Below are 22,029 nucleotides of genomic sequence, written 5' to 3'. Positions count from 1 at the left end.
ATGATCGCGGTGCTCGGCGACGCGGGCATCAGCGCGTCGAAGGACAACGACGCGCGCGACACGTCGGACCGCAACGCATGGCTCGTGAGCGTCGCGGACGGCGACATGCAGGCGGCGCTCACGGTGCTGCACGCGAACGGGCTGCCGAAGCCGAGCTATGCGAGCCTCGGCGAGCTGTTCCAGAAGCAGGGCCTCGTGTCGACGCCGGCCGAGGAGCGCGTGCGCTACCTGTACGGCGTGTCGCAGGATCTGTCGCGCACGCTGCAGGACATCGAGGGCGTGGTGGTCGCGCGCGTGCAGGTCGTGATTCCGGAAAACGATCCGCTCGCGGACAAGATCAAGCCGTCGTCGGCCGCGGTGTACATCCGCTACCGGCCGGGCGTCGACCTGCGCGCGATGGCGCCGATGGTCAAGGATCTCGTCGCGCACAGCATCGAAGGGCTGCAGTACGACAACGTGTCGCTGTTCCTGCAGCCGGCCGCCGCGCGCGCGGCGCGCGTGGACGGGATCGGCAGCGCGGTGTCCGACATCCTGCGGTTGCGCTCGCCGCTCGGCTGGCTCGTGTTCGCGCTGATCCTGCTGACCTGCGCGGTGATCGCGCTGTCGGCCGCGCGACGCGGGATGTTCGGCGCGCGGCTCGCGGGCCTGGTCGGCGCGCCGCGCGGCGCGAACGCCGGCGGTACGGCCGCGCAGCAGGCAGGCGGCGGGCTGCGCACGCCGGACGGCGCGCGCGACGGCGCATGAGCGATCCGCACGCGCTGTCGCCGGCCGCCGCGTCCGAGGCGGCGCTGCTGCCGTGGCTGCACCCGCTTGCGCCGCCGCCGGCCGCGCGCGCTGCCGCGTTCCATGCGCTCGTCTGCGATTTCAACCTGCGGCCCGATCGCTATCTGCACGTGACGCGCGTGCCGGCCGACTGGCCCGCGCGCTACCGTTCGCCGGACGCGTTCGGCGCGGCCGGCCGCAAGCTGCTCGCGCGGCACCTGCTCGACGTGAACGGCGTGGCCGACCGGCACGACTTCGACGTGGCGAACCCGTGCGCGCGTCTCGCGCTGCTGCCGGGCGCGGCGCTCGAGCAACTGGCCGCGTATGCGGGGCTGCTGCTGCATCGCGCGTGGCTGCGCGACGCGCTGGCCGGGCGCCGCATCCGCGCGGAAGTCGCGGCGCGGCTCGGCGGCGATGCGCTCGAACTCGCGCTCGAACGCGCGCCGGAATTCGGCGCGCTCGCGGAAACGCTCGAACCGTGGCGCGCCGATCCCGCCGCGCTGCCGGTCGTGATTCGCGCGCGCGGCGGGCGGCTGCTCGCGGATTTCATCGGCGTGGCCGGCGACGCGGTTGCGCGGCGCGTGCGCCTGAAATTCAATCGGGCGATCGACGACGAGGCGCCGTACTGGCTGAACCGCGCGCAGCGCGACCAGTTCGGCGAACTGATGTTCCTGTTTCTGATTCCCGAGAGGCTTGCGTCATGGGACTGGCTTTTCTGATCACGAGCGACAACCTGCAGCTGCTGTCGGAGCGCAAGGTGCTCAAGGAGCGCGAATACGCGGCGCTGCTCGACGCGTCCGCGGTGATCGCGACCGCGCATGAAGAGGCCGCGCGCATCGTCGCCGACGCGCAGCGCGAATTCGACAAGCGCCAGGCGGCCGGCTACGACGAAGGCATGCGCCGCGCGCAGCGCGAGCAGGCCGCGCAGGCATACACGCAGGCGCTCGCCGCCACGCGCACGATGGAGACGATGAAGGACGCGATGGCCGACATCGTCGTGAAGGCCGTGCGCGCGATCGTCGGCGAGATGAGCACGCAGAAGCTGTACGAGGCCGCGCTCGCGCGGATCGCGCCGCTCGTGCGCGACGAGGCGTTCCTGATCGTGCGTATCGCGCCCGGCCGCACCGACGAGATGCGCGACGCGCTCGACGGCGCGTTCGCGGGGCAGTCGAACCGGCAGAAGATCCGCATCGTCGAGGACGCGCAGCTCGAACGCCATGCGTGCACCGTCGAGACGCCGTCCGGGCGCATCGACGCGAGCCTCGATCTGCAGATCGACGCGTTGCGCCAGGCGATCCGCCGCGACGCGCTGAAAGGCGCCGCGCGATGAACGCGCCGCTCGACGATCCACCGTCGTTCGGCGACGACGACGGTGCGCCGTTCGATCGCGGCCGCCTCGTCGGCGAACTCGACGCGGGACTCGCGTTCTTTTCGCCGGTGTCGGTGCAGGGCCGCGTCAACCACGCGGTCGGGCAGATCCTGAATGCGACGGGCATCCGCGCGCGGCTCGGCGAGATCTGCGAGCTGCGCACGCCGAACCAGCCGACGCTGCTTGCGGAGGTGGTCGGCTTCTCGCGGCAGACGACGCTGCTCACGCCGCTCGGCGACGTGGCCGGGCTGTCGCCGGAAACGACCGTCGTGCCGTCCGGGCGCGAGCATGTGTTCCCGGTGGGCGAAGGGCTGTTCGGCCGCGTGCTCGACGGGCTCGGCCGGCCGCTCGACGATCGCGGGCCGGTGACGGGCGCCGCGTGGGTCTCGACGCAGCAGGACCCGCCGAACCCGCTCGCGCGCAAGATGATCGACACGCCGTTTCCGACCGGCGTGCGCGTGATCGACGGCCTGATGACGCTCGGCGTCGGGCAGCGCGTCGGCATCTTCGCGCCGTCGGGCGTCGGCAAGAGCACGCTGCTCGGGATGATCGCGCGCGGCGCGCAGGCCGACGTGAACGTGATCGCACTGGTCGGCGAACGCGGCCGCGAGGTGCGCGAATTCATCGAGCACAGCCTGTCGCCGGAGGTGCGCGCGCGCTCGATCGTCGTCGTATCGACGTCGGACCGCCCCGCGATGGAGCGCGTGAAATCCGCGCTGGTCGCGACCGCGATCGCCGAGCACTTCCGTGATGCGGGCAAGCGCGTGCTGCTGCTGGTCGATTCGCTGACGCGCTTCGCCCGCGCGCAGCGCGAGGTCGGCTTGGCGAGCGGCGAGCCGCCGACGCGGCGCAGCTTTCCGCCGTCGACGTTCGCGGTGCTGCCGCGCCTGCTCGAGCGCGCGGGGCAGGGCGCGCACGGATCGATCACCGCGCTCTACACGGTGCTCGTCGAAGGCGACGAGGAATCGGACCCGATCGCCGAGGAAGTGCGCTCGATCCTCGACGGCCATATCGTGCTGTCGCGCAAGATCGCGCTCGCGAACCGCTATCCGGCGATCGACGTGCTCGCGAGCCTGTCGCGCGTGATGCCGCTCGTCGCGAGCCGCGCGCACCAGCATGCGGCCGCGCGCGTGCGCGAGCTGATCGCGAAGTACCAGGAAATCGAGCTGCTCGTGCAGATCGGCGAGTATCGCGAAGGCAGCGACCGGCTCGGCGATCTCGCGTTGCGTGCGCGCGATGCGATCGGCGCGTTCTGCGCGCAGGCGTCGGACGAGGACGTGCGCTTCGACGTGCTGCTCGCGAAACTGACGAAGCTGGCGAACGATCATGTCTGAAGCCGACGATCGTCTCGTGCTCGCGACGCTCGCCCGCCTGAAGCGCGTGCGCGAGATGCGCAGCCAGATCGCGCGCGTCGCGGCCGCGCGCCAGCAGGGTATCGCCGCGCAGAGCCGGCGCGCGCTGGCGGCCGCGCAGGCGCAGCTCGCGCAGCAGGTCGCCGCGAAGGCGGCGATCCAGACGCGGCTCGCCGACGACGTGCGCGAAGCGCGTGCATTGCAGGACGCGGCGGCCGATACGCGCACGTTCGACCGGCATATCGGCACCGCGAACGCGTCGGTGAGCGAGGCCGCGCACGTGCATCGCGGCCACGAGGCGACGCTCGCCGACCTGCAGCGCGCCGCACGCAAGGCGAAGGCCGCCGAGGACAAGCTGGAGAAGGCTGGCGAGAAGGCGCTGCACGCGCGCGCCGCGCGGATCGAGCGCGACGCCGACGAAGTCGCGGACGGCTACGCGGTGCGGCGCTTCGCGACGGGCGGCACCTGGGTGGCCGGCGCGGGCGACGCGGCCGGTCATGCGTCCACGCCGCCGGAGGCCGCGGCCGCGTTCGATGCGGCGATGACCGAAGCGGAAACCGGTGCCGACATCACGGCTGAAACCGACCCGTTCGCCTCGCCTGACGATCCCGCCCCGAGCGCCGCCGCGGAGCGCCGATGCTAGACCAGGCCGCGGGCTTCAACGACGTCGCCGGCATGCTGCGGCCGCTGCTCTACGTGATGCCGCGCCTGCTGCCGATCATGTTCGTCGTGCCGGTGTTCAACGAGCAGATCATCACGGGCCTCGTGCGCAACGGGATCGCGGTCGTGATCGCCGCGTTCGTCGCGCCGACGATCGATGCCGCGCAGGTGGCCGCGCTGCCGTTCCTGATGTGGTGCCTGCTCGTCGCGAAGGAGGCGGTGGTCGGCATGCTGCTCGCGGGCGCGTTCAGCGCGGTGCTGTTCGCGATCCAGGGCGTCGGCTACCTGATCGACTTCCAGACCGGCAGCGGCAGCGCCGCGTTCTTCGATCCGATGGGCGGGCACGAGGGCGGCCCGACTTCCGGATTCCTGAATTTCGTCGCGATCGCGCTGTTCGTCACGGCGGGCGGGTTGCAGGTGCTCGTGCAACTGTTCGCGCAGTCGTACGCATGGTGGCCGATCGGCTCGCTCGGCCCCGATTTCTCGTCGATGCTGCAAACCTTCATCGTGCGGCAGACCGACACGATCTTCGAATGGATGGTGAAGCTCGCCGCGCCGGTGACGATCGTGCTGGTGCTCGTCGAACTCGGCATCGGCCTGGTCGGGCGCGCGGTGCCGCAGCTCAACATCTTCGTGTTCTCGCAGCCGCTGAAGAGCGCGCTCGCGCTGCTGATGATGGTCCTGTTCCTGCCGGTGGTGTACGCGTCGCTGCATTCGCTGCTGAGCCCCGACAGCGGGCTGATGGCGCTGCTGCGCGCGCTGTTCGCCGCGCACGGCGGCGGCTGAGCGCGCCGGAGCCGACATGGCCGAAAAGGACCAGAAGCCGACCGCGAAGCGCCTGCGCGAGGCGCGCGAGAAGGGCGACGTACCGAAGAGCGCGGAAACGGTGTCGTCGGCGTTCTTCGTCGGCGTGTGCGTGGCGCTCGCGGTGGGCATCGGTTCGCTGTTCGCGCGATTGCAGGCGCTGTTCCGGCTCGTGTTCGACGCGGTCGGCGCGGCCGATCCGTCCGCGCGGCTCGCGGTGCTGATCGACGGCGCCGCGCGCGACTGGGCGACGCAGTCCGCGCAGATCGTCGCGGCCGGGCTGCTGGCGGGGCTGCTCGCGGGCTTCGTGCAGGTGGGCGGCGTGATGGCGTGGAGCCGCCTCGTGCCGCAGTTGTCGCGGCTCAACCCGGCCGAGGGGATGAAGAACCTGTGGTCGCTGCGCAACCTCGTCAACCTCGCGAAGATGCTGCTGAAGACGGCGCTGCTCGTCGCGACGCTCGGCTGGCTGATCGTCGAGTCGCTCGATCCGTCCGTGCAGTCGGGCTTCACGCGGCCGGTCTCGATCCTCGCGCTGATCGTGAAGCTGCTGATGCTGCTGTTCGGCTGGGCCGCGCTGATCTACATCGTGATGGCGCTGATCGACATCGTGCACCAGCGGCACGAATTCAACCAGAAGATGAAAATGTCGATCGACGAAGTGCGGCGCGAGCACAAGGAGGACGAAGGCGATCCGCACATCGAGGCGAAGCGCCGCCAGCTCGCGCGCGAAGTGCAGTTCGCGTCGCTGCCCGACCGGGTCGGCTATGCGTCGGTGGTCGTCCATTCGCCGCGCGTCGCGGTCGCGCTCTATTACGGCGGGATGGGCTCGCTGCCGTGGGTGCTCGCGCGCGGCGAGGGCGACGCGGCCGAGCGGATCGTGCGGCTGGCCCGCGACGCGCTGCGCCCGACGCTCGCGAACGTCGGGCTCGCGCAGGCGCTGTACGAGACGACGCCCGAGAACGGCACGATCCAGCCGCAGCACTTCCGCGAGGTCGCGCAGTTGCTGAAATGGGCGACCGGCGCCGTGTGACGCGGCGTGATGCGGTGGCGTCATGACGGCATGTGCCCCTTTTTTCCCCTGCCTTGCCGGCCCGCCGGATTCGATATGGCCCCGTCATGCGGCCATCTGCACGCGCAACTTGACGTCCATTTTTTTCCGGACGGTGCGCGCATTCACTGGTGAATTATTGCTGATTTATTTCTTCGTAATATGGCTCGACCGTCATGCCCGACGGCGGGCCGCGAGGTGCGCGGTGCGTGACGGAACAGGTCAACAGGGGCAGACAAATCAATGTGCGGAATCGACGGCTTTCTGAATAGCGTCGCCTTCGATGAGGAGACAGCGCGCGGCACACTCGCGCGAATGACGGCGAGCCTCGCGCATCGCGGGCCGGACGGGCAGGGCATCTGGGTCGACCCGGATGCCGGCATCGCGCTCGGCCACCGGCGGCTCGCGATCGTCGACCTGTCGGTGCACGGCCGACAGCCGATGGCTTCCGCGTGCGGCCGCTACGTCCTCGTCTTCAACGGCGAAATCTACAACCATCGCGAACTGCGCGCGGAGCTCGAGCGCACGGGGCGCGCACCGGCGTGGCGCGGCCACTCCGACAGCGAGGTTTTGATCGCGGCGATCGTCGCGTGGGGCGTCGAGGCCACGTTGCGCCGCGCGACCGGCATGTTCGCGTTCGCGCTGTGGAATCGCGCGTCGCGGGTGCTGACGCTCGCGCGCGACCGGATCGGCGAGAAGCCGCTCTACTACGGCCGGATCGGCGACGCGCTCGTGTTCGCGTCCGAGCTGAAGGCGCTGCGCGGCTATCCGGGCTTCGACGGCACGATCGACCGCGACGCGCTGTGCCTGTACCTGCGCCAGTCGAGCGTGCCGGCGCCTTACACGATCTATCGCGGCATCCGCAAGCTGCCGCCCGGCACGTATATCCAGTTCGAACATGCGCGCGACACGCCGCGCGTGCGGGCGTACTGGACGCTCGAGCAGGCGATCGAGGCGGGCCGCGCGCAGCCGTTCGAGGGCAGCGCCGGCGAAGCCGTCGATCAGCTGGACACGATCCTGCGCCAGGCCGTCGCGCGGCAGATGGAAGCCGACGTGCCGCTCGGCGCATTCCTGTCGGGCGGCATCGATTCGTCGGCGATCGTCGCGCTGATGCAGGCGCAATCGGCGTCGCCGGTCGACACGTTTACGATCGGCTTTCACGAGGCCGGCTACGACGAAGCCGGTTACGCGAAGGCGGTCGCGCGCCATCTCGGCACGCGCCATACCGAGCTTTACGTGACGGCCGACCATGCGCTCGGCGTCGTGCCGAAGCTGCCGTCGATCTACGACGAGCCGTTTTCCGATGCGTCGCAGATCCCGACCTTTCTCGTCTCCGAACTGACGCGCCGGCACGTGAAGGTGAGCCTGTCCGGCGACGGCGGCGACGAACTGTTCGGCGGCTATACGCGCTATTTCCTGACGCCGCGCCTGTGGCGCAAGCTGCATCGCGTGCCGGCCGCGGTGCGCGCGCGGATCGCCGCCGCGCTGCATGCGTTGCGGCCCGATCACGCGGACCAGCTCGCGGCCGTCGCGCAGGGTGCGTTCGGCGGCGGCGTGGAAGCGCGCGAATCGTCGTCGCGCATCGGCGATCGCCTGCACAAGCTCGGCCATGTGATGACCGCCGAGAGCCGCATCGGGCTGTACCGGCTGCTGATGTCGTCCGTGCATCATCCGGAGCGCATCGCGCTGGCGGGGCAGGAGCCGCCGACGCCGCTCGACACGGTGTCCGCGTGGCCCGCGCACCTGAGCTTCGCCGAGCAGGCGATGGCGATCGACACGCTCACGTACCTGCCGACCGACATCCTCGCGAAGGTCGATCGCGCGGCGATGGCCGTGAGCCTCGAAACGCGCATGCCGTTCCTCGATCATCACGTCGTCGAATTCGCGTGGCGCGTGCCGGCGTCGGTGCGCTTGCCGGAAGGGCAGTCGAAGGCGCTGCTGCGCCGGCTGCTCGACCGGTATGTGCCGTCCGCGCTGATCGACCGGCCGAAGCAGGGCTTCTGCGCGCCCGTCGACCACTGGCTGCGCGGCGCGCTGCGCGACTGGGCCGACGCGCTGCTGCGGCCGTCGCGCCTGCGCGAGGAAGGCTTCTTCGATGCGGCGGCGGTGGAGCGGCTGTGGCGCCAGCACCAGACGGGCCGGATGAACTGGCAGCACCAGCTGTGGACGGTGCTGATGTTCCAGGCGTGGCTGGAACATCAGCGGGCGGCATGATGCGGCGTGCCGTGCGCGACCGGTGCGCGCGGCGCCACGCGCGCCGCGCGCCGGGATCAGCCCACGATCAGCGGCGTGCCGACCGACAGGCGGTTCGGATCGCGTGACACCGACGGATTAAGCTGCAGGATCTCGTTGAACGCGCGCGTATCCTGCTCGCCGCGCGTCATCGCCTGCTGATCGGCGCGCGATACGTGCGCGGCGTCGAGCAGCGACTGGCGATGCTGGTCGGCGATGATCCACAGCGAATCGCCGGCGACGACGATGTAGGGCTGCGTCGACGCGGACGGTTGCGCGGTCGACGGCGTGGCGCTGGGCGACGGAGAAGCCGGCGCGGCAGGCGACGCACTGGGCGATGCACTCGCCGAAGCGCTTGGCGCGGCGCTTGCCGAAGGGCTCGCCGAAGCGCTTGCCGACGCGCTCGGCGACGCACCGGGCGCGAGATTCGATTGCGACGAATTCGAATTCGACTGATTCGACGAACCGGACCCCGAGCCGAAGAACGTCGTCAACAGACCTTCGATCAGCTTGTACGCGAACGCGCCGACGGGAATCAGCACGACGGCCGTCGGGATCTTCTTGATCAGCGGCGTCGCGTTCGGGAAATGCGTGTTCAGACGCCCGCCGAGCAGCAGCGCGGTGGACACGCCGGTCGCGATCGCGAGGTCGTAATGGCCGCCGCTCCACTGCACGCCGGTGCCGAGGCCGCCATACGCGACGGCCATGAAGTCGCTCGCCGAATCGGTGAAGCGCACGATGCGGCTGCGCTTGTCGGCATTCACGCGGTGCGCGCCGATCGTGTAGACGAGGCCCGCATACGTGGCGCCGAACGCACCGCTCGCGATGGCGGCCGAGCCGTAGGCGAGATCGAACGCCCCGTGTGCGTGCACCACGCCGCTGATGCCGACCGCGAGCGTCGCGGTCGACGTGATCGCGGCGCCCGCGCGGCCCGCGATCCCGAACAGGTGACGCGGGTTGCCGGTATGGAGCTGCTGCAGCGACGTGCCGCCGACCGTGCCCTGCATCTGCGCGAGCACGTCCGCGGCGAGCGCCTTGATGTGGGTGGTCGCGTCGTCGAAACTCATCAGCCCGACACGGTTCAGCTCGACATACTGCGCGGCCAGCGTCCGCGCTTCGTTCGAGATCTGCTCGAGCTGCGCGCGGCGGTTCTGGCCGTAATCGTGCGCGCCCGACCGCAGCTGCCGCGACAGCGTCACTTCGAGCCGCGTGAGCACCGCCTGCGCGGCCTTCGGATCACCGGCCTGCAGGCTGCGCACCGCACCCTGGTGCATGACCTGGAACACGCGACCAAGACGCGAGCCCAACAGGAACGACGACGTCGCGCTGCCCAGCATGTCCTGCCGCAGCACGTGCGTCGCGCCGAGCGTATCGGCGATCACGAGCGCGCCCGCACCGGTGACGAGCGAGCTGAAGCCGATCGACTTCCACAGCTCCGCCTTGCGGAACGACGGCCGATGCACGCGCAGCGCGTTGATCTGCGCGAGCGCCTGCAGTTCCTCGATCATCTTGGCCTGTTTCGGGTTCGCCGCGATCTGCCGGCCGACGCTGATCGGCTTCGACGGATCGTTCTTCAGCGCTTCGCGCTCGACGACCGACTGCCAGTACGCGCGACTGTCGGGCAGCGGCCCGGCGGGATCGGCGGTCGACACGACGGTGCCGCGTGCCGGCGCGCGGCCGCCGGCTTCCGCGAGCCAGCGTTCGCCGAAGCGGCGGGCGAGTTTTTCGGTGCGCGTGGCGGGCGGATGATCGGCCGACGCCCACTGCGTCATCGCATGCTCGATCGTCGCCTTGCGCGCCTGGTTGACGAGCGCGGTCGTGTTGCGTTCGTACAGTTCGCCGCGCAGCGTCGCGAGCGCGTCGTCGGACAGCCCTTTCGACTTGCCGATGCGCGCGATCTCCGCGAACAGCACCTGCTGCTGGTTCGCGAACGCCTCGGGGCTCACCGGTTCGAAGACGCGCGTGAGCGCATCGGCGCCGTGCAGCCGCGCGAACTTGCCGTGACGGTCGGTCTGGTAATAGTCGACGATCCGTTCCGCCAGCGCCCGCGTCAGGTCCTGGTTCGCGATGAAGTCGGCGCCGTGCGTGCCGTACGACAGCCCGACGTGCAGCCAGTCGATCGCCTTGCGGTCGAGCAGCGCATCGAGCAGCTCGACGTGGCCGGCGCCCGGCACCGGCTCGAGCACGGCGTCCCACCCGTGAAAGCTCAGCATCACGTTCGGCGCGGGCTCGCCGGCGTGATCGTGCGACCACGTCTCGAACGACGTCATCAGCCGCGTGTATTCGGCATAGCTGTCGTTGGTGCCGGCGATCGTGCGGCGGTCGTCCGCGGAGACGAGCGGGCGGCCCGACGCCGCTTCGAGGCGAAGCTGGAAGCCGTGGCGCGACGCCGCGGTGAGCCATTTGTGCAGATGCGCGATGTCGTCGAGCTCGAGCGTGCGCGTGGTGCCGTCCGGCGCCTCGCGCGTGATCGTCGCGTCGGCCTCGTTGTAGCGCGCGCCGATCGGGGACCCGAACTGGCGGGCGCGCCGGATGAACGCCGGATCGTGCTTGCCGCCGCGCGCGGCCGCGAGCGTGTGCGGATCGACCGGAATCGACACGACCGGCATCGCGCCGCCATATTGCTCGACGTAGCGCACTGCGAGCGCGGGATCGTCGCGCAGGTTGAACGCACGCGCCATCGGCGCGACGCGGTCCTGGATCTCGGCCGGCGCGCGCACGAACGCCTGGATCGCGCGCTTGTCGATCATGCGTGCCGCGCTGTGGCGCGTGGCGTACGCCTGCATCCACTTCACGAAGCGGTTGTGATCGCCGCCGGGATCGGCGACCGGCCCGCGCGACGGCATGCTCGACACCTCGCGCGCGAGACCGATGGGGATGCCGAGCGCCTTCAGCATCGGTGCGTCGGCCAGGATCGTCTGCGGTTCGTCGGTCAGGGCGAGGCCGCCGGCATCGGGCTGGTGCTTGCGTGCGGTGACCGCCTTCACGCGGTCGATCGTCGGGAACCAGTCGGCCACCTTGGCGGCGCCGTAACGCATCACCCATTCCGCGACCGTGCTCGAACCCAGGCTCGGCTGGTATGGCCGCAGCGTCAGCGGCTTGGCCGCCGGCGTTTTCGGCGGCTTCGGCGCGGCCGGCGCGTTCGATGCGTTTGCCGCATTCGCGGCGCGGCGGTTGCGCCGGCCGCGCTTGCCGCGCAGCGCATTGCGCACCCGACCGGCGGGGCCCGTGGGGCCGCCGCCCGCCGGCTGCGCGGCTTGCTGGGCCGCGGCGAGGTCGGCCTGGGCGGCTTTTACGCGATCGATCTGGCCGGCGATCTGCGTGCGGATCCAGCGCGTCGCGAGGTCGAACTTCTGCGGCAGCGCATCAAAATACGACTTCTCGTCGAGCAGCTGCGTGAGTCGTTGCGCGAGCGCGGCTTTCTGCGTGGCGGTCGCGCGCGGATCGAACGCCTCGGGCGCGAGTGTCGACAGCAGGAAGTGCTGGTTCGCGCCGAACGGGCCGCGCCCGAGCGGCATCTCGTCGAGCGGGCGGCCCGCGTCCGGGTGGTCGCGCAATTGTTCGGCGTTGTCGTACCAGAGCGCGTTGCCGTCGTGAATCGCGATGATGCCGCGGCGCGTATGCAGCGATTCGGCAACCGGATGATCGGTTTCGTACACGTACACGTAGTGATCGCCGCGCAGCGCCTTCAGCTCCAGCGCGCGCATCAGGTGCAGCGTGTTCGCGCCGCTGAAGTCGATCGCGAGCTGCTCGCTGTCCGGGACGAGCTTCGGCGGCAGGAACGGACTGTCGGCGCCTTCGATCTCGGCGATCTTGCGGCGCACGCCGGGGTCGGTTTTCGCGAGGCCGCGCTGCACGCGCGTGCCGAGTTTCTGCATCGGCGGCTTCTCGTCGCCGAGCGCCTTGCGCATTTCCGCCGGCGCGAAGCCGCCGTAGCGCTCGACCGTGTCGTGCGTGACGTCCGTCACGACGAAGCGCACGCCGCGACGGCCGCCGGACAGGTTGCGCGCGCGTCGGCGGAACGCGGCGCCGAGATCGCGCGGCGCGATCGTCGCGTCGCCGAGCGAGGTCGACTCGTGATAAGTCCAGTCGTGCGCGGCGTTGCGCGTCGCGTAGCCGAGCACCTTGCCGGTTTCCTTGTCGATCGCGTAAAGCGTCGCGCCGTCGCCGGCCGCTTTCGCCGCCTGCTTCGGCCGGCGAAAGCGCGGCGCGTCGGCAAGCGAGTTCAGCGTCGTGACGACGTCCGCGTCGGGCGTCGCGGCCGCCTGTTCGGCTTCCCAGGTGCGGCCGTCGCTGCGCGCGGTGATCCGCGCGGCGCCGCCGTACTCGCGCAATTCCGCGAGCGACACGGGCGACACGTAGAAATCGACATTCACCCGTTCCGCGCCGCCGTTGTCCTTCAGCGCGCGATAGACCGCGTCCGGGATCGGCACGGCCGGATCGGCGGACGTCTTGTCGACGAACGTACCGTTCTCGTCGGTGCGCATGCTCGCAACGAACTTCGGCTGCGCATGGCGTGCGTCGATCGACGCGTCCGGCCGCGCTTCATGCTCGGCGATCAGCACGTGCGCATTCTTGCCGAACGCATCCTTCATCTGCTCGAGCGACGCGAGTTGCGAACCGTCGATGCGGATCAGGTCGCGCTTGCCGTGCGAGGCGAGGTGATCGAGCGCATGCTGGCGGCGCGCGGCGTCCGCCGTCGCCGCGGGCACCGGCGCATTCGACGCCGGCTGCGGCGCGGGCGCCGGCATCTCGCGTGGCACGCCGAGCGCGTGCATCGCGTCGGCCTGGCTCGCGTAGTACGCGCGATAGGTCGTGTGGCCCGGCACGGACGGCGCGACGTCGCCGAAGGCGGCCGCGAGCCGGCGCAGCCCGGCTTCGTCGCCGGGCATCACGTGGTCGGCTTCGCGTGCGATCGCATCGGGCAGGCGGGCGTCCCTGGCGATGTCGATGCCGCCGTCGTCGAGGATTTCGCGGCGCACCGCGAACGCGTTCGCCTGCGCACGCGCTTCGGCCATCAACGCGCTGTCGGTCAGCGCCTCCGGCGACGAGCGGTCGAGCGCGAGGCGGCGCGTGATCGTCTCGACCGCATGCTGCGCTTCGTGCGCGAGCGTGTAGACGAGCGTGCCGGCGCCGTGGAACTGCCCGTCGAGCACGATCCGCTGCTTCGCGGTATCGACCCGGCTGCCGCGCCCGGGCCGGCCCACCACGATTTTCCAGCCGGCCTCGCCGGCCAGCGCGACCTGCTGGCGCAACAGGCTCGAGCGGTCGACCAGCGCATGGGCGGCCTTGGGTAGCGGCGCGCCGCCGAACCGCATCCGGATGCGCGTGATGACGGACGGCTTCTGCACGAACGCGTCGGGTGGCAAGTGTTCGGTGATGCCGGGATGCGCGAGCTCGATCGCGCCGCGCGCGATGCCGTCCTCGAGCATCACGCGCAGCGTGCCGATCTCGCGGACGATGCCTTCCACGTTCAGCTTCGGCGCATCGGTCATGACCGTCGACGGGTCGCTCAGGTAGAAGTCGCCGCGCGCGTCGAACACGCCTTCGAAGTCGTAGTACAGACGGTGCCGCGCGGTGATGTCGCGCGCGCGGTCGAGCTGCGCGAAGGCGTCGCGGGTGACGCGCGACGGCAGCATGCCGGCCATCACGTCGTGACTGCTCAGCGATGCGAACGGCGCGTACATCACGGCCACGCGATCGAATGCCGCGAACGGGCCGCCGACCGTGAGCGTGCGCAGCCCGTGCGCGCGCAGCGCCGCGAGGCCTTCCTGTTCGAGCCGGATCGATTCGATGTGGCCGAGAATCGCGCGATTGTCCGTGCCCTCGTAGAGACCGATCGCATTGCGGCGGCCCAGTTCGAACACGGTTTTCTCGATGCCGGCGCCGGTTGCCGCGCCGGTGAAGCGCTCGACCGGCACGCGTGCGGCCGGGTCGCCGCTCACGTGGACGCCGTTGCCGTCGACGTCGAGCGCGCCCAGGTCCGGGCGCTGGTGCGGCGCCGGATCGTAGCGCAGCCACGCGTTGGTATGGCTGAGCCGCGCCTCGGCGCCGAGCCCGACCGCGATCGTCGGCGGTGCGTAGATGGGGCGCTGCCAGACGTTCGCGAGCCAGGCGGCGGCGTCGCGGCCGTTGCGTGCCGACAGAATCACCGACGAGCCGGGCAGGCCGAGCACCGAGCGGTGCGCGAGCGTGACCTCGACCGGCGTGTACGGCCGGCCGTCCGGATCGACGAGACGGCCTTGCGCATCGGTGACGCCGTGCACGATCACGATGCGGCCGTCGCGGTCGTAGGACAGCGGGCCCGAGCGGTCCAGCGTCAGCGCGTCGACGCCGGCGACCGGCTTGCCGTCGAACGGCGATGCCTTTACCGGACGGGCGCGCGCCCATGCCGTTTCTTCGGCGAGCGTCGCGGCCGTCTCGCGCGGCGCCGGCATCGTGACGCCGGTGCGCTGCGCGGCCTGTGCGTGGCGCCGATACAGCTCGCCGTAGGTGACGCCGCCGTCGAGCGACGTCGGGCTGTGCTCGAACGCGTCGGCGAGGCGCGCGAGCGAGGCGGCATCGCCGGCCCGCGCGCGGCCGTATTCGTTGGCGATCGCGTCGGGCAGCGCGACGTGGCGGCCGATGTCGATGCCGAGGTTCGCGCGGATCTCGTCGCGCACCGCGAAGGCATTGACCTGCGCGCGCGCCTCGGCGAGCAGCGCACTGCGCACGTAGCGCTGCGTCGAGCCGTAGTCGAGCCCGAGCGTGCCGGTCGCGGCCTCGAGCGCATGGCGGGCTTCGTGCGCGAGCACGTAGACCATCGATCCGGTCGACTGCAGACCGCCGTCGATCGTGACGCGCCGCCGTCGCGTGTCGATCTTGCTGCCGCCGCCGGGCTTGCCGCGCACGACTTTCCAGCCTGCGTCGGCGCCGAGCCGAAGCTGTTGCGACAGCAGGCTCGATGCGTCGATCAGCCGGTACGCTTCCTTCGGCAGCGGGGCGCCGCCGAAGCGCATCCGCACGCGCGTGATGACCGACGGCTTCTGCACGAACGCATCGGGCGGCGGCGTTTCGGCGAGCCGCGGATGCGCGAGTTCGACGTTGCCGCGCTCGAGGCCTTGCGTCAGCGCGCGCTCGATCACCGCGAGCCGCTGCAGCGTGGTGAAATGCTCGCCCGCGCCCATGCCGATCGCACCGGGGTCGCTCAGCAGGAAATCGCCGCCGCGCGTGAAGAGGCCTTGCAGGTCGAAGCCGATGCCCGTGCGTTCGACGACTTCGCGAATCTGCCGGATGTGCTCGAGCGCCGCGCGCGACACCACGCGCGGCAGCGCACCCGTCTCGAAGCCGAAGCTGTGGAACACGCCGAGCGGCCGGTACAGCACGGCGACGCGGTTCAGCGCGGAGAACGGACCGTCCATCGTCACGGTCTTCAGCCCGTACGAGGCGAGATCGTCGAGTGCGATGCTCTCGTCGATCGCGGCCTCGATCTGGCGGGCTTCCGACGTATGCGGGCCGTTGTCGTAAACCGCGAGCGCGGCATCGTGGCCGAGCGCGAACACGGTTTTTTCGGCGCCCGAGCCGAGCAGCTCGCCGACGTGGCGCTCGGCGTCGATCCGCACCGCCGGATTGCTTTCGAGGTGCACGCCTTCGGCATCGGCCGCCAGTTCCCCGAGATCGTGCGGTGCCGCGGGCGCCGGGTCGTAGCGGCGGAACACGCCGGTGTCGAGCAGCGCCGCGCGTTCGCCGACCGCGTGCGGGGGCGGCGCATACACCGGCCGCTGCCACAGATTCGCGAGCCCGGCGGCAGCCGCCTCGCCGCCGTGCTTCGCGGACAGCACGATCGAATAGCCATCCTTGACCAGGAACGACGGCGCCTGGTCGAGCGCGTATTCATGCACGCCGGCCGGCCGCCCGCCCGCGAGCAGCGTGCCGTTCGGCAACGTGTCGGCGTGCAGCATCAGCACGCCTTCGTCCTGCAGCATCGTGAAGTGGCGGCTGCGCGCCGCCTGCAGGTCGGCCGCCGAAGGCACGGGCCCGTCGCCGAACGGCGACGCATATTCGGCATGCGCGCGGCTCCATGCCACGCGTTCGTCGAAGCTGCGCACGCCGTGCGGCGCGCCGCCGGTCTCGTGCGTCTGCGGCGCGGGCATCCGGCGCGGGATGCCGCCGCGGCGCTTCTGGCGCGACCATACGTCGTCGTAGAAATCGCGGTAGGTCTCGCCGTCGCGGCCCGACACGGGCGCATCGGCGAATGCGTCGACGAGGCGTCCGACCGTGCCCGCATAGTCGTGCGACGGCGCGCGCCATGCGGCGCCTTCGCGCTCGATCGCGTCCGGCAGGCGCACGTGCGCGGCAATGTCGCCGCCGCCCGCGAGCTCGATTTCGTAGCGCGCCTCGAACGCGTTGATCTGCGCGCGTGCCTCGGCTTCGAGCGCCTTGCGCGTGAAGCGGCTGCGGTTGCCGTAGTCGAGGTTCAGCACGCCGGCCATCGCCTCGACCGCGTGGCGCGCTTCGTGCGCGAGCGTATACGTGATGCTGCCTGGATGCTGGAGCGCGCCGTCGATCGTCACGCGGCGCTTGCGCGGGTCGATGCGGCTGCCGCCGCCGCGCTTGCCGAGCGTCACGCGCCAGCCGGCGTCCTGCAGCATGCGCAGTTGCGTCGCGAGCGTGCCCGATTGCATCGCGAGCGCCTGCGCGGCTTCGGGCAGCGCCGCGCCGCCGAAGCGCATCTGCATCCGCGTGACCCAGCCCGGCTTCGAGGCGCCGGGGTCGGGCGGGGCGGTCTCGGTCGTTTCCGGGTGGGCGGCGGCGAGGCCGATGTCGTCGTTCGCCGCGGTGCGACGTTCGCCGCCCGTCGGCGCACGGGCGGCCTGCCCGTTTGCGTCGTCGGGCGCGCGTGTGCCGCGGTCGGCTGCGGCCGTTTCGCGTTCCGCCATCCGCTCGGGCGTGCCGGGGCGTTCCGGCTTGACGAGCACGAGCACGCGGTTCGGCGCGCTGAACACGCCATCGAGCGCGTTGACCGGCTCGGGCGGCGCAGCCGTGCGCGGCATCGCCGGTTCGTTCGGGCCGCGCTTGCCGGCCAGCACGATCACCGTGTCGTCGGCAGCCGTGCGGGGCGCAGCCGGCGGCGCTTCGTCGGGCGCGATGCCGGCCGGCAGGCCGGCTTCATGGGCCGCGGCCGCCTCCGGCGCCGGATCGAAGCGCAGCACGCGCGCGCCCGCGCGCAGCTGGCCGTCCGCACCGAATGCGTCGGGCGCGGCCGCATAGACGGGCTTCTGCCAGCGGTTCGCGAGCTCGGGCGCGAGCGCCGCGTCGTGTTCGCCGGCGACGACGATCACCGGTTCCTCGAGATCCTGCGGGCGCGGCGACGACGGCCGCGCGCCCGGCGCGTCGGGTGTCGCGCCGCTGCGCACCACGTAGACCGTGCGATCGCCGACTTCCATCGGCTCGGCGCTCGGCCCGCGCGGCACGGCGATGCCGGCCGGATCGGACGTCGCCGCGCGCGTGACGGGCGCGTCGTCCGTCAGGTCGACGACCTTCGCGTTGACGCGCGGCGGCGCGCCGTCCGGCTTCGCGCGCGTGCCCGGGCCGGCCGGCTCGTCGGCCGCGACGGGTCGCCAGCGCATCGATTGCGTGTCGGCGCTACGCCGGTTGGTGCTCGCGGTCGTGCTGCGTTCGGCATCGGTTTCGTCGCGCTGCTGCTGCACGCGGGCGTGTTCCTCGCTGGTGCGGCGCGTCCTGCGCGCGTCGGCGGACGCGCTCGCGGCTTCGCCTTCGGCCGCCGTCTGCGCGAGGCGGCGCGGCGCCTGCGCGCCGGCGACCGTCTGCCGATAGGCGTCGCTGGCCTGGTCGAGCACGTGTTGCAGCACGTCGAGCGGCGTCTTCGCGACGATCTTCGGCGTTACGCTCATCTCGCCCTCGGGGCCGAACGACATGCGCTCGCCGGTGCCGGTCACGTCGTCGACGCGCGTGCCATTGGTCCATGCCTTCGGCGACACCGATACGACGGACAGCGTGCCGTCCTCGCCGAGCACCACCGATTTGCCCGGCGGCAGGCGCTTCCCGGATGCGCGGTCGAGCACGCGAATCGGCGTGTTGTCGTAGGTCAGCACCTTGTCGCCCACGCGCAGCGTGCCGTCCGGCGACACCTTGACGGCTTCGCCGTCGAGCGTCACGCGCGTGCGGCCGGCCGCGAGCGACGACGCGTCGCCGCTGTTGAGAATCCGGCCGATCGTCTGGCTGTCGACGGTGACGGTCTTGCCGTCTGTCCCGCGGATCGGCACCGGCTGGCCGGTGCGCGCGCGCACCGACGTCACCGCGCGTTCCTTGAGGCCGCCCGCGGCCATCAACGCGACGTTGGTGATCCCGGACTTGAGCTGCTCGCCGGCGGCCTTCTTGTCGCCGGTGACGAAATAGTCGTAGCCCGCTTCGCCGAACGCCTCGACCGCGCCGCCCACGCCCGTCACGACCGCGGTGGTCCGCGCGCCGGTGGCGAGCACCGACGCGACCTTCGGCGTGCGCGTGAGCGCCGTGACCGCGCGCGTGAACAGCTTGCTGCCGGCCAGCTTCGCGGCGCCCGCCGCGCCCATCGGCACGAGGTTGATGAAGTCGGCCCGCGCGCCCGGGTCGGTAAACGGATTGAGACTGCGCCCGTGGTCGGCGCGATTGGCCAGATCGAGGCCGGCGCTCGTCATCGTCGCGCCGATCGCCGTGTACATCATCCCCGCACCGAGGATGTTCAGCGGCACGCCGACGATCGCGCCGATGCCGGTGCCGTCGAGCAGCGTGCCGAGACCTTCGAGCGCCATCCCGCCGACCATCATGCCGATGTTCAGGCCCGTGCTCGTCAGCGTGTTCAGAAAACTGTCGAAGCCGCTTTCGTGATGCGCGGCCTTCGACACGAGCTGCAGCGTGCCGTCCGCGTTGTGGCCGGTCGCGATGTCGACCGTGCCGTCCGTCGACAGCTCGTTGTTGTCGATGTAATCGTTGATGTCGTCGTAGTTGCTCGCCGTCTCGTCGACGTACTGCGTGCCGTCCTTGCCGCTGACCTTGAACAGCGCGCTGGTGGTCATGCCGGCATCCTTGGCGGCGTAGACCATCGGCAACACGCTGACCTGCGTCGTCGCGCCCCCGCCGATCGACAGCAGCTTGTCGCGCACGCTGTTGATCGTCTTCAGCTTGTCCTTGTCGGTGTAGCGCGCGACGTCGTCCTTCGTCGGCGATACGGGATCCGAACCATCGCCCGACGCCGCGCCGTTCTGGACGTCCGGCTGCATGCCGAGCGCGACGCCGATCAGGTTGCGCTGCTCGTTGTCGGTCAGCTTGCCGAACGCGATCGTGCCGCCGTTGTTCGTGCTCGCGCTGGCCGCGTCGAGCAGCGAGTTCGACAACTCGCCGCGATGCGCTTCGTAGAAATCGTGCAGCGCCTTCTTGTAGTCGTTCTCGGCGTCCGAACCGGGCGCCGCATAGCGCAGCCGTTCGTCGAGGCCGGCGTCGAACCTGTCCATCAGCACCTGCTGGTGCGACGTCTCGCTCAGCAGCTGCAGGCGCTGCACCGCGTTGTCGGCCTGCGTGACGGCCGCCTTCGCCTTGTCGAGCTCGTCCTGATACAGGTTCGGACGCGGCGCCGACGGCGCCGGGATCAGGTCGTCGCCCGCGACGGTGCGAAAGCGCATCGGCGGCGGATTCGCGGCGGCCCAGTCGTCGTACTTCTTCTGCACCGATTCGAGCGTACTCTTCGCCTGCGTCTGCTTGATGCGCGCCTGCGACAGCGCGAGCTGGGTCGCGCGCTCGTTGACCGAATCCGACATCCGGCTGTCGGCCGCGCGGATCGCGCCCGCGACGGTCTGCATGCGCTTCACGTCGAGCATCGTCGGGCCGGCCTGCGCGGCGGACGGCCCCGACGACTGCGGCAGCAGGAACGGGCTGTCGAGCAGCGGCGACGCGGGCAGCGACGATGCGCCATTGGACCCGGGCAACGTCGGCGAGGCCAGCGGCGACGCGCTCGGCAGCGTCGGCGTGCCGGTGGGAGCGGCCGACGTCGCCGTCGACAACGACGATGCGGGCAGGCTCGGCAGGCCGTTCGCGGTCGACAGCGACGGCGTCAGCAGCGGCGGCTGAAGCCCCGGTTTCGTGAAGATCGATTGCGCGTTCACCTGCGCCTTGATCCGCGAGGCCTGATCGTCGTACTGCTGCGCGAGCGTCGCGCCGTACGCGACGACGAAGCCGTCGTGCGCGATGCTCGCCTGCTGCTTCGCCTGATCGAGCTTCGCATACGCATCGCCGAGGTCCAGATCGACCTGCGGATCCTTGATCATCGCGTGCGGATTGGCCTTGTGCCACGCGCTGGATGCGTCCTGCTTCTTCGTATAGTCGGCCTGCAGCGTGTCGACCTGCCGCTGCGCGGACAGCATCTGCAGATAGCCGCCGCTCGTGTTCGCCGCCGTCTGCGCGCGGGCGAGCGCGGTCTTCGCGTCCGACACTTCGTTCGGGACGACCACCGTCGGTCCTTCCTTGCCGCTGGCCGAATCGTAGCGCTGCTGCGCGTTCGTGAGCGCCAGGCTGTCGTTGGCCGCGCCGTACGCGGCGTTCGCATAGTTCGCATCCTTCGCGGCGGACGTGACGGCCTGCTGCGCGGCATCCTGCGAAGCGGGCGCATCGGGCATCGTGACCTTCAGCTCCAGCGGCTGCAGCGCGTCGTTCAGCCGCCCGACGCCCGCATCGAGCGCGGCCTTGTAGTCCGGATCGGCGAGGTACGACTGGAACTGCGTATACGCGAGATTGGAATTCGCGACGTCCGCGAAGTATTTCGACGCACCGACGGCCGCCTTCGCGCTCGCGGTCTGCCAATTGTCGTAGAGCCGGATCTGCAGCGGGTTCTTGCAGTCGCCCGGTTGCGGCACCCAGTTCGGATCGTTCGCATGATCGGGGAAGGCGTCCAGCAGCGCCTTGAACTGCTGGTCGGCCGCGTGCTGCGCGTCGCCGGGGTCGGTCACCTTGCCGGAATCGTCGATCTTCATCCCGGCCGGCATGTCGGCGTTCGCCTGTTCGCCGTACAGGATCATGTAGCCGGCGTCGGTCGTCACGTTCAGCTCGCGCTGCGCGGTGTCGGCCGTCGTGCGCGCCTTCGCGTAGTCGGCCTGGGCGGTCTTGCGGTCGTCGGCCGTCGACTCGGGATCGCGGTTGACCAGATGCAGCACGTTCTGCGCGCCTTGCAGCGTCTGCGACGCGTTGTCGTACTTCGTCTGCGCGTCCTGGATCGCTTTCTGCACCGCGCGCGTCTTGTCGTTCTCGACCGTGATCTCGGGCGGCGGCGCCGTATATTGCGCGGCCATGCTCTGGATCAGCGACGTCGCGGACTGGATCTCGGCATTGGTCGGCTTCGACGGATCGGTGGCCAGCGACGCGGTGAGGGGAATCGGCGGGGCGGCGGTCGGGTTCGCGGGCCCGGCGGCCGGGTCGTCCTTCTTCGGCGGCGGCGGGGGCGGCGGTGCAACGACCGGATTCAGCGTTTCCGACAGGAAGCGCTGCCAGTTGACACCCAGTCCCAGTCCGTCGATCAACAGCATGCTCGTCTCCGTTGAGCCGCGCGATGCGCGGCACGCGCGGCGTCCTGCACGCCGCGACGTGATCGTTCGAGTGTACGGACCCACCCGGCGACGGGAACGCTGCTGTTTCGTAGCGGCGGGAAGCGGCCGGCGCCCCGGCGTCGCGCGGGCTACGAGATGCGCGCGGCGGGCGGCAGCCAGGCCGCGCGACGTCGTTCGGACCCCTGAAAGCGGCGCGGGCGCGCGCGCCCGGCGCCGCGCGCGATCATGCGA

The 22,029-nt window shown here is 71.0% G+C and carries 9 protein-coding genes; 8 read left to right on the top strand and 1 reads right to left on the bottom strand.

The window, feature by feature from the left end:
- From sctJ to asnB, 8 genes are all read left to right on the top strand, one after another.
- On the top strand, positions 1-744 hold a 744-nt coding region (gene sctJ / locus A9Z05_RS18445; protein ID WP_069619391.1), incomplete at its 5' end, for a type III secretion system inner membrane ring lipoprotein SctJ.
- Positions 741-1,481 carry a SctK family type III secretion system sorting platform protein gene (locus A9Z05_RS18440; RefSeq protein ID WP_069619390.1) on the top strand — a complete coding sequence of 247 codons (741 nt, stop codon included), beginning with the start codon at positions 741-743 and terminating at the stop codon, positions 1,479-1,481. The genes sctJ and A9Z05_RS18440, both read left to right, overlap by 4 nt.
- Positions 1,463-2,092: a type III secretion system stator protein SctL gene (sctL, locus tag A9Z05_RS18435; RefSeq protein WP_027781117.1), complete on the top strand. Its 630-nt coding sequence runs from the start codon at positions 1,463-1,465 to the stop codon at positions 2,090-2,092. The genes A9Z05_RS18440 and sctL overlap by 19 nt, the downstream gene beginning before the upstream one ends.
- The gene (sctN, locus tag A9Z05_RS18430) at positions 2,089-3,465 is read left to right on the top strand and encodes a type III secretion system ATPase SctN (protein WP_069619389.1); all 1,377 of its coding nucleotides are present in this window, start codon (positions 2,089-2,091) and stop codon (positions 3,463-3,465) included. Before sctL ends, sctN begins: the two co-directional genes overlap by 4 nt.
- Entirely contained in the window at positions 3,458-4,126 is a 669-nt protein-coding gene (locus A9Z05_RS18425; protein WP_069619388.1) for a hypothetical protein, read from the top strand. Before sctN ends, A9Z05_RS18425 begins: the two co-directional genes overlap by 8 nt.
- Positions 4,120-4,929, top strand: coding sequence for a type III secretion system export apparatus subunit SctT (sctT, locus tag A9Z05_RS18420; RefSeq protein WP_069619387.1), 810 nt, complete (start codon positions 4,120-4,122; stop codon positions 4,927-4,929). The genes A9Z05_RS18425 and sctT overlap by 7 nt, the downstream gene beginning before the upstream one ends.
- Before the next feature lie 16 nt (positions 4,930-4,945).
- Entirely contained in the window at positions 4,946-5,977 is a 1,032-nt protein-coding gene (locus A9Z05_RS18415; protein ID WP_069619386.1) for an EscU/YscU/HrcU family type III secretion system export apparatus switch protein, read from the top strand.
- Positions 5,978-6,238: 261 nt separating this feature from the next.
- On the top strand, positions 6,239-8,209 hold the full coding sequence (asnB, locus tag A9Z05_RS18410) for an asparagine synthase (glutamine-hydrolyzing) (protein WP_069619385.1): 1,971 nt from the start codon (positions 6,239-6,241) through the stop codon (positions 8,207-8,209).
- Between the two features lie 56 nt (positions 8,210-8,265).
- Here asnB and A9Z05_RS18405 read toward each other — a convergent pair whose 3' ends face one another.
- Positions 8,266-21,777 carry an LWXIA domain-containing protein gene (locus A9Z05_RS18405; protein ID WP_069619384.1) on the bottom strand — a complete coding sequence of 4,504 codons (13,512 nt, stop codon included), beginning with the start codon at positions 21,775-21,777 and terminating at the stop codon, positions 8,266-8,268.
- Positions 21,778-22,029: the final 252 nt, after the last annotated feature.

This window comes from Burkholderia sp. A2, assembly GCF_001729305.1.
Classification (GTDB): Bacteria; Pseudomonadota; Gammaproteobacteria; order Burkholderiales; family Burkholderiaceae; genus Burkholderia; species Burkholderia sola.
Note: the sequence above shows the minus strand (reverse complement) of the source record. Positions and strands in the feature narration are given on the sequence as shown.

Bases quoted from the DNA above. Each gene is read 5' to 3' on its own strand.
- asnB (WP_069619385.1), top strand. From the start codon at position 6,239: ATGTGCGGAATCGACGGCTTTCTGAATAGCGTCGCCTTCGATGAGGAG.
- A9Z05_RS18415 (WP_069619386.1), top strand. From the start codon at position 4,946: ATGGCCGAAAAGGACCAGAAGCCGACCGCGAAGCGCCTGCGCGAGGCG.
- A9Z05_RS18405 (WP_069619384.1), bottom strand. From the start codon at position 21,777: ATGCTGTTGATCGACGGACTGGGACTGGGTGTCAACTGGCAGCGCTTC.
- sctT (WP_069619387.1), top strand. From the start codon at position 4,120: ATGCTAGACCAGGCCGCGGGCTTCAACGACGTCGCCGGCATGCTGCGG.
- sctN (WP_069619389.1), top strand. From the start codon at position 2,089: ATGAACGCGCCGCTCGACGATCCACCGTCGTTCGGCGACGACGACGGT.
- A9Z05_RS18425 (WP_069619388.1), top strand. From the start codon at position 3,458: ATGTCTGAAGCCGACGATCGTCTCGTGCTCGCGACGCTCGCCCGCCTG.
- sctL (WP_027781117.1), top strand. From the start codon at position 1,463: ATGGGACTGGCTTTTCTGATCACGAGCGACAACCTGCAGCTGCTGTCG.
- A9Z05_RS18440 (WP_069619390.1), top strand. From the start codon at position 741: ATGAGCGATCCGCACGCGCTGTCGCCGGCCGCCGCGTCCGAGGCGGCG.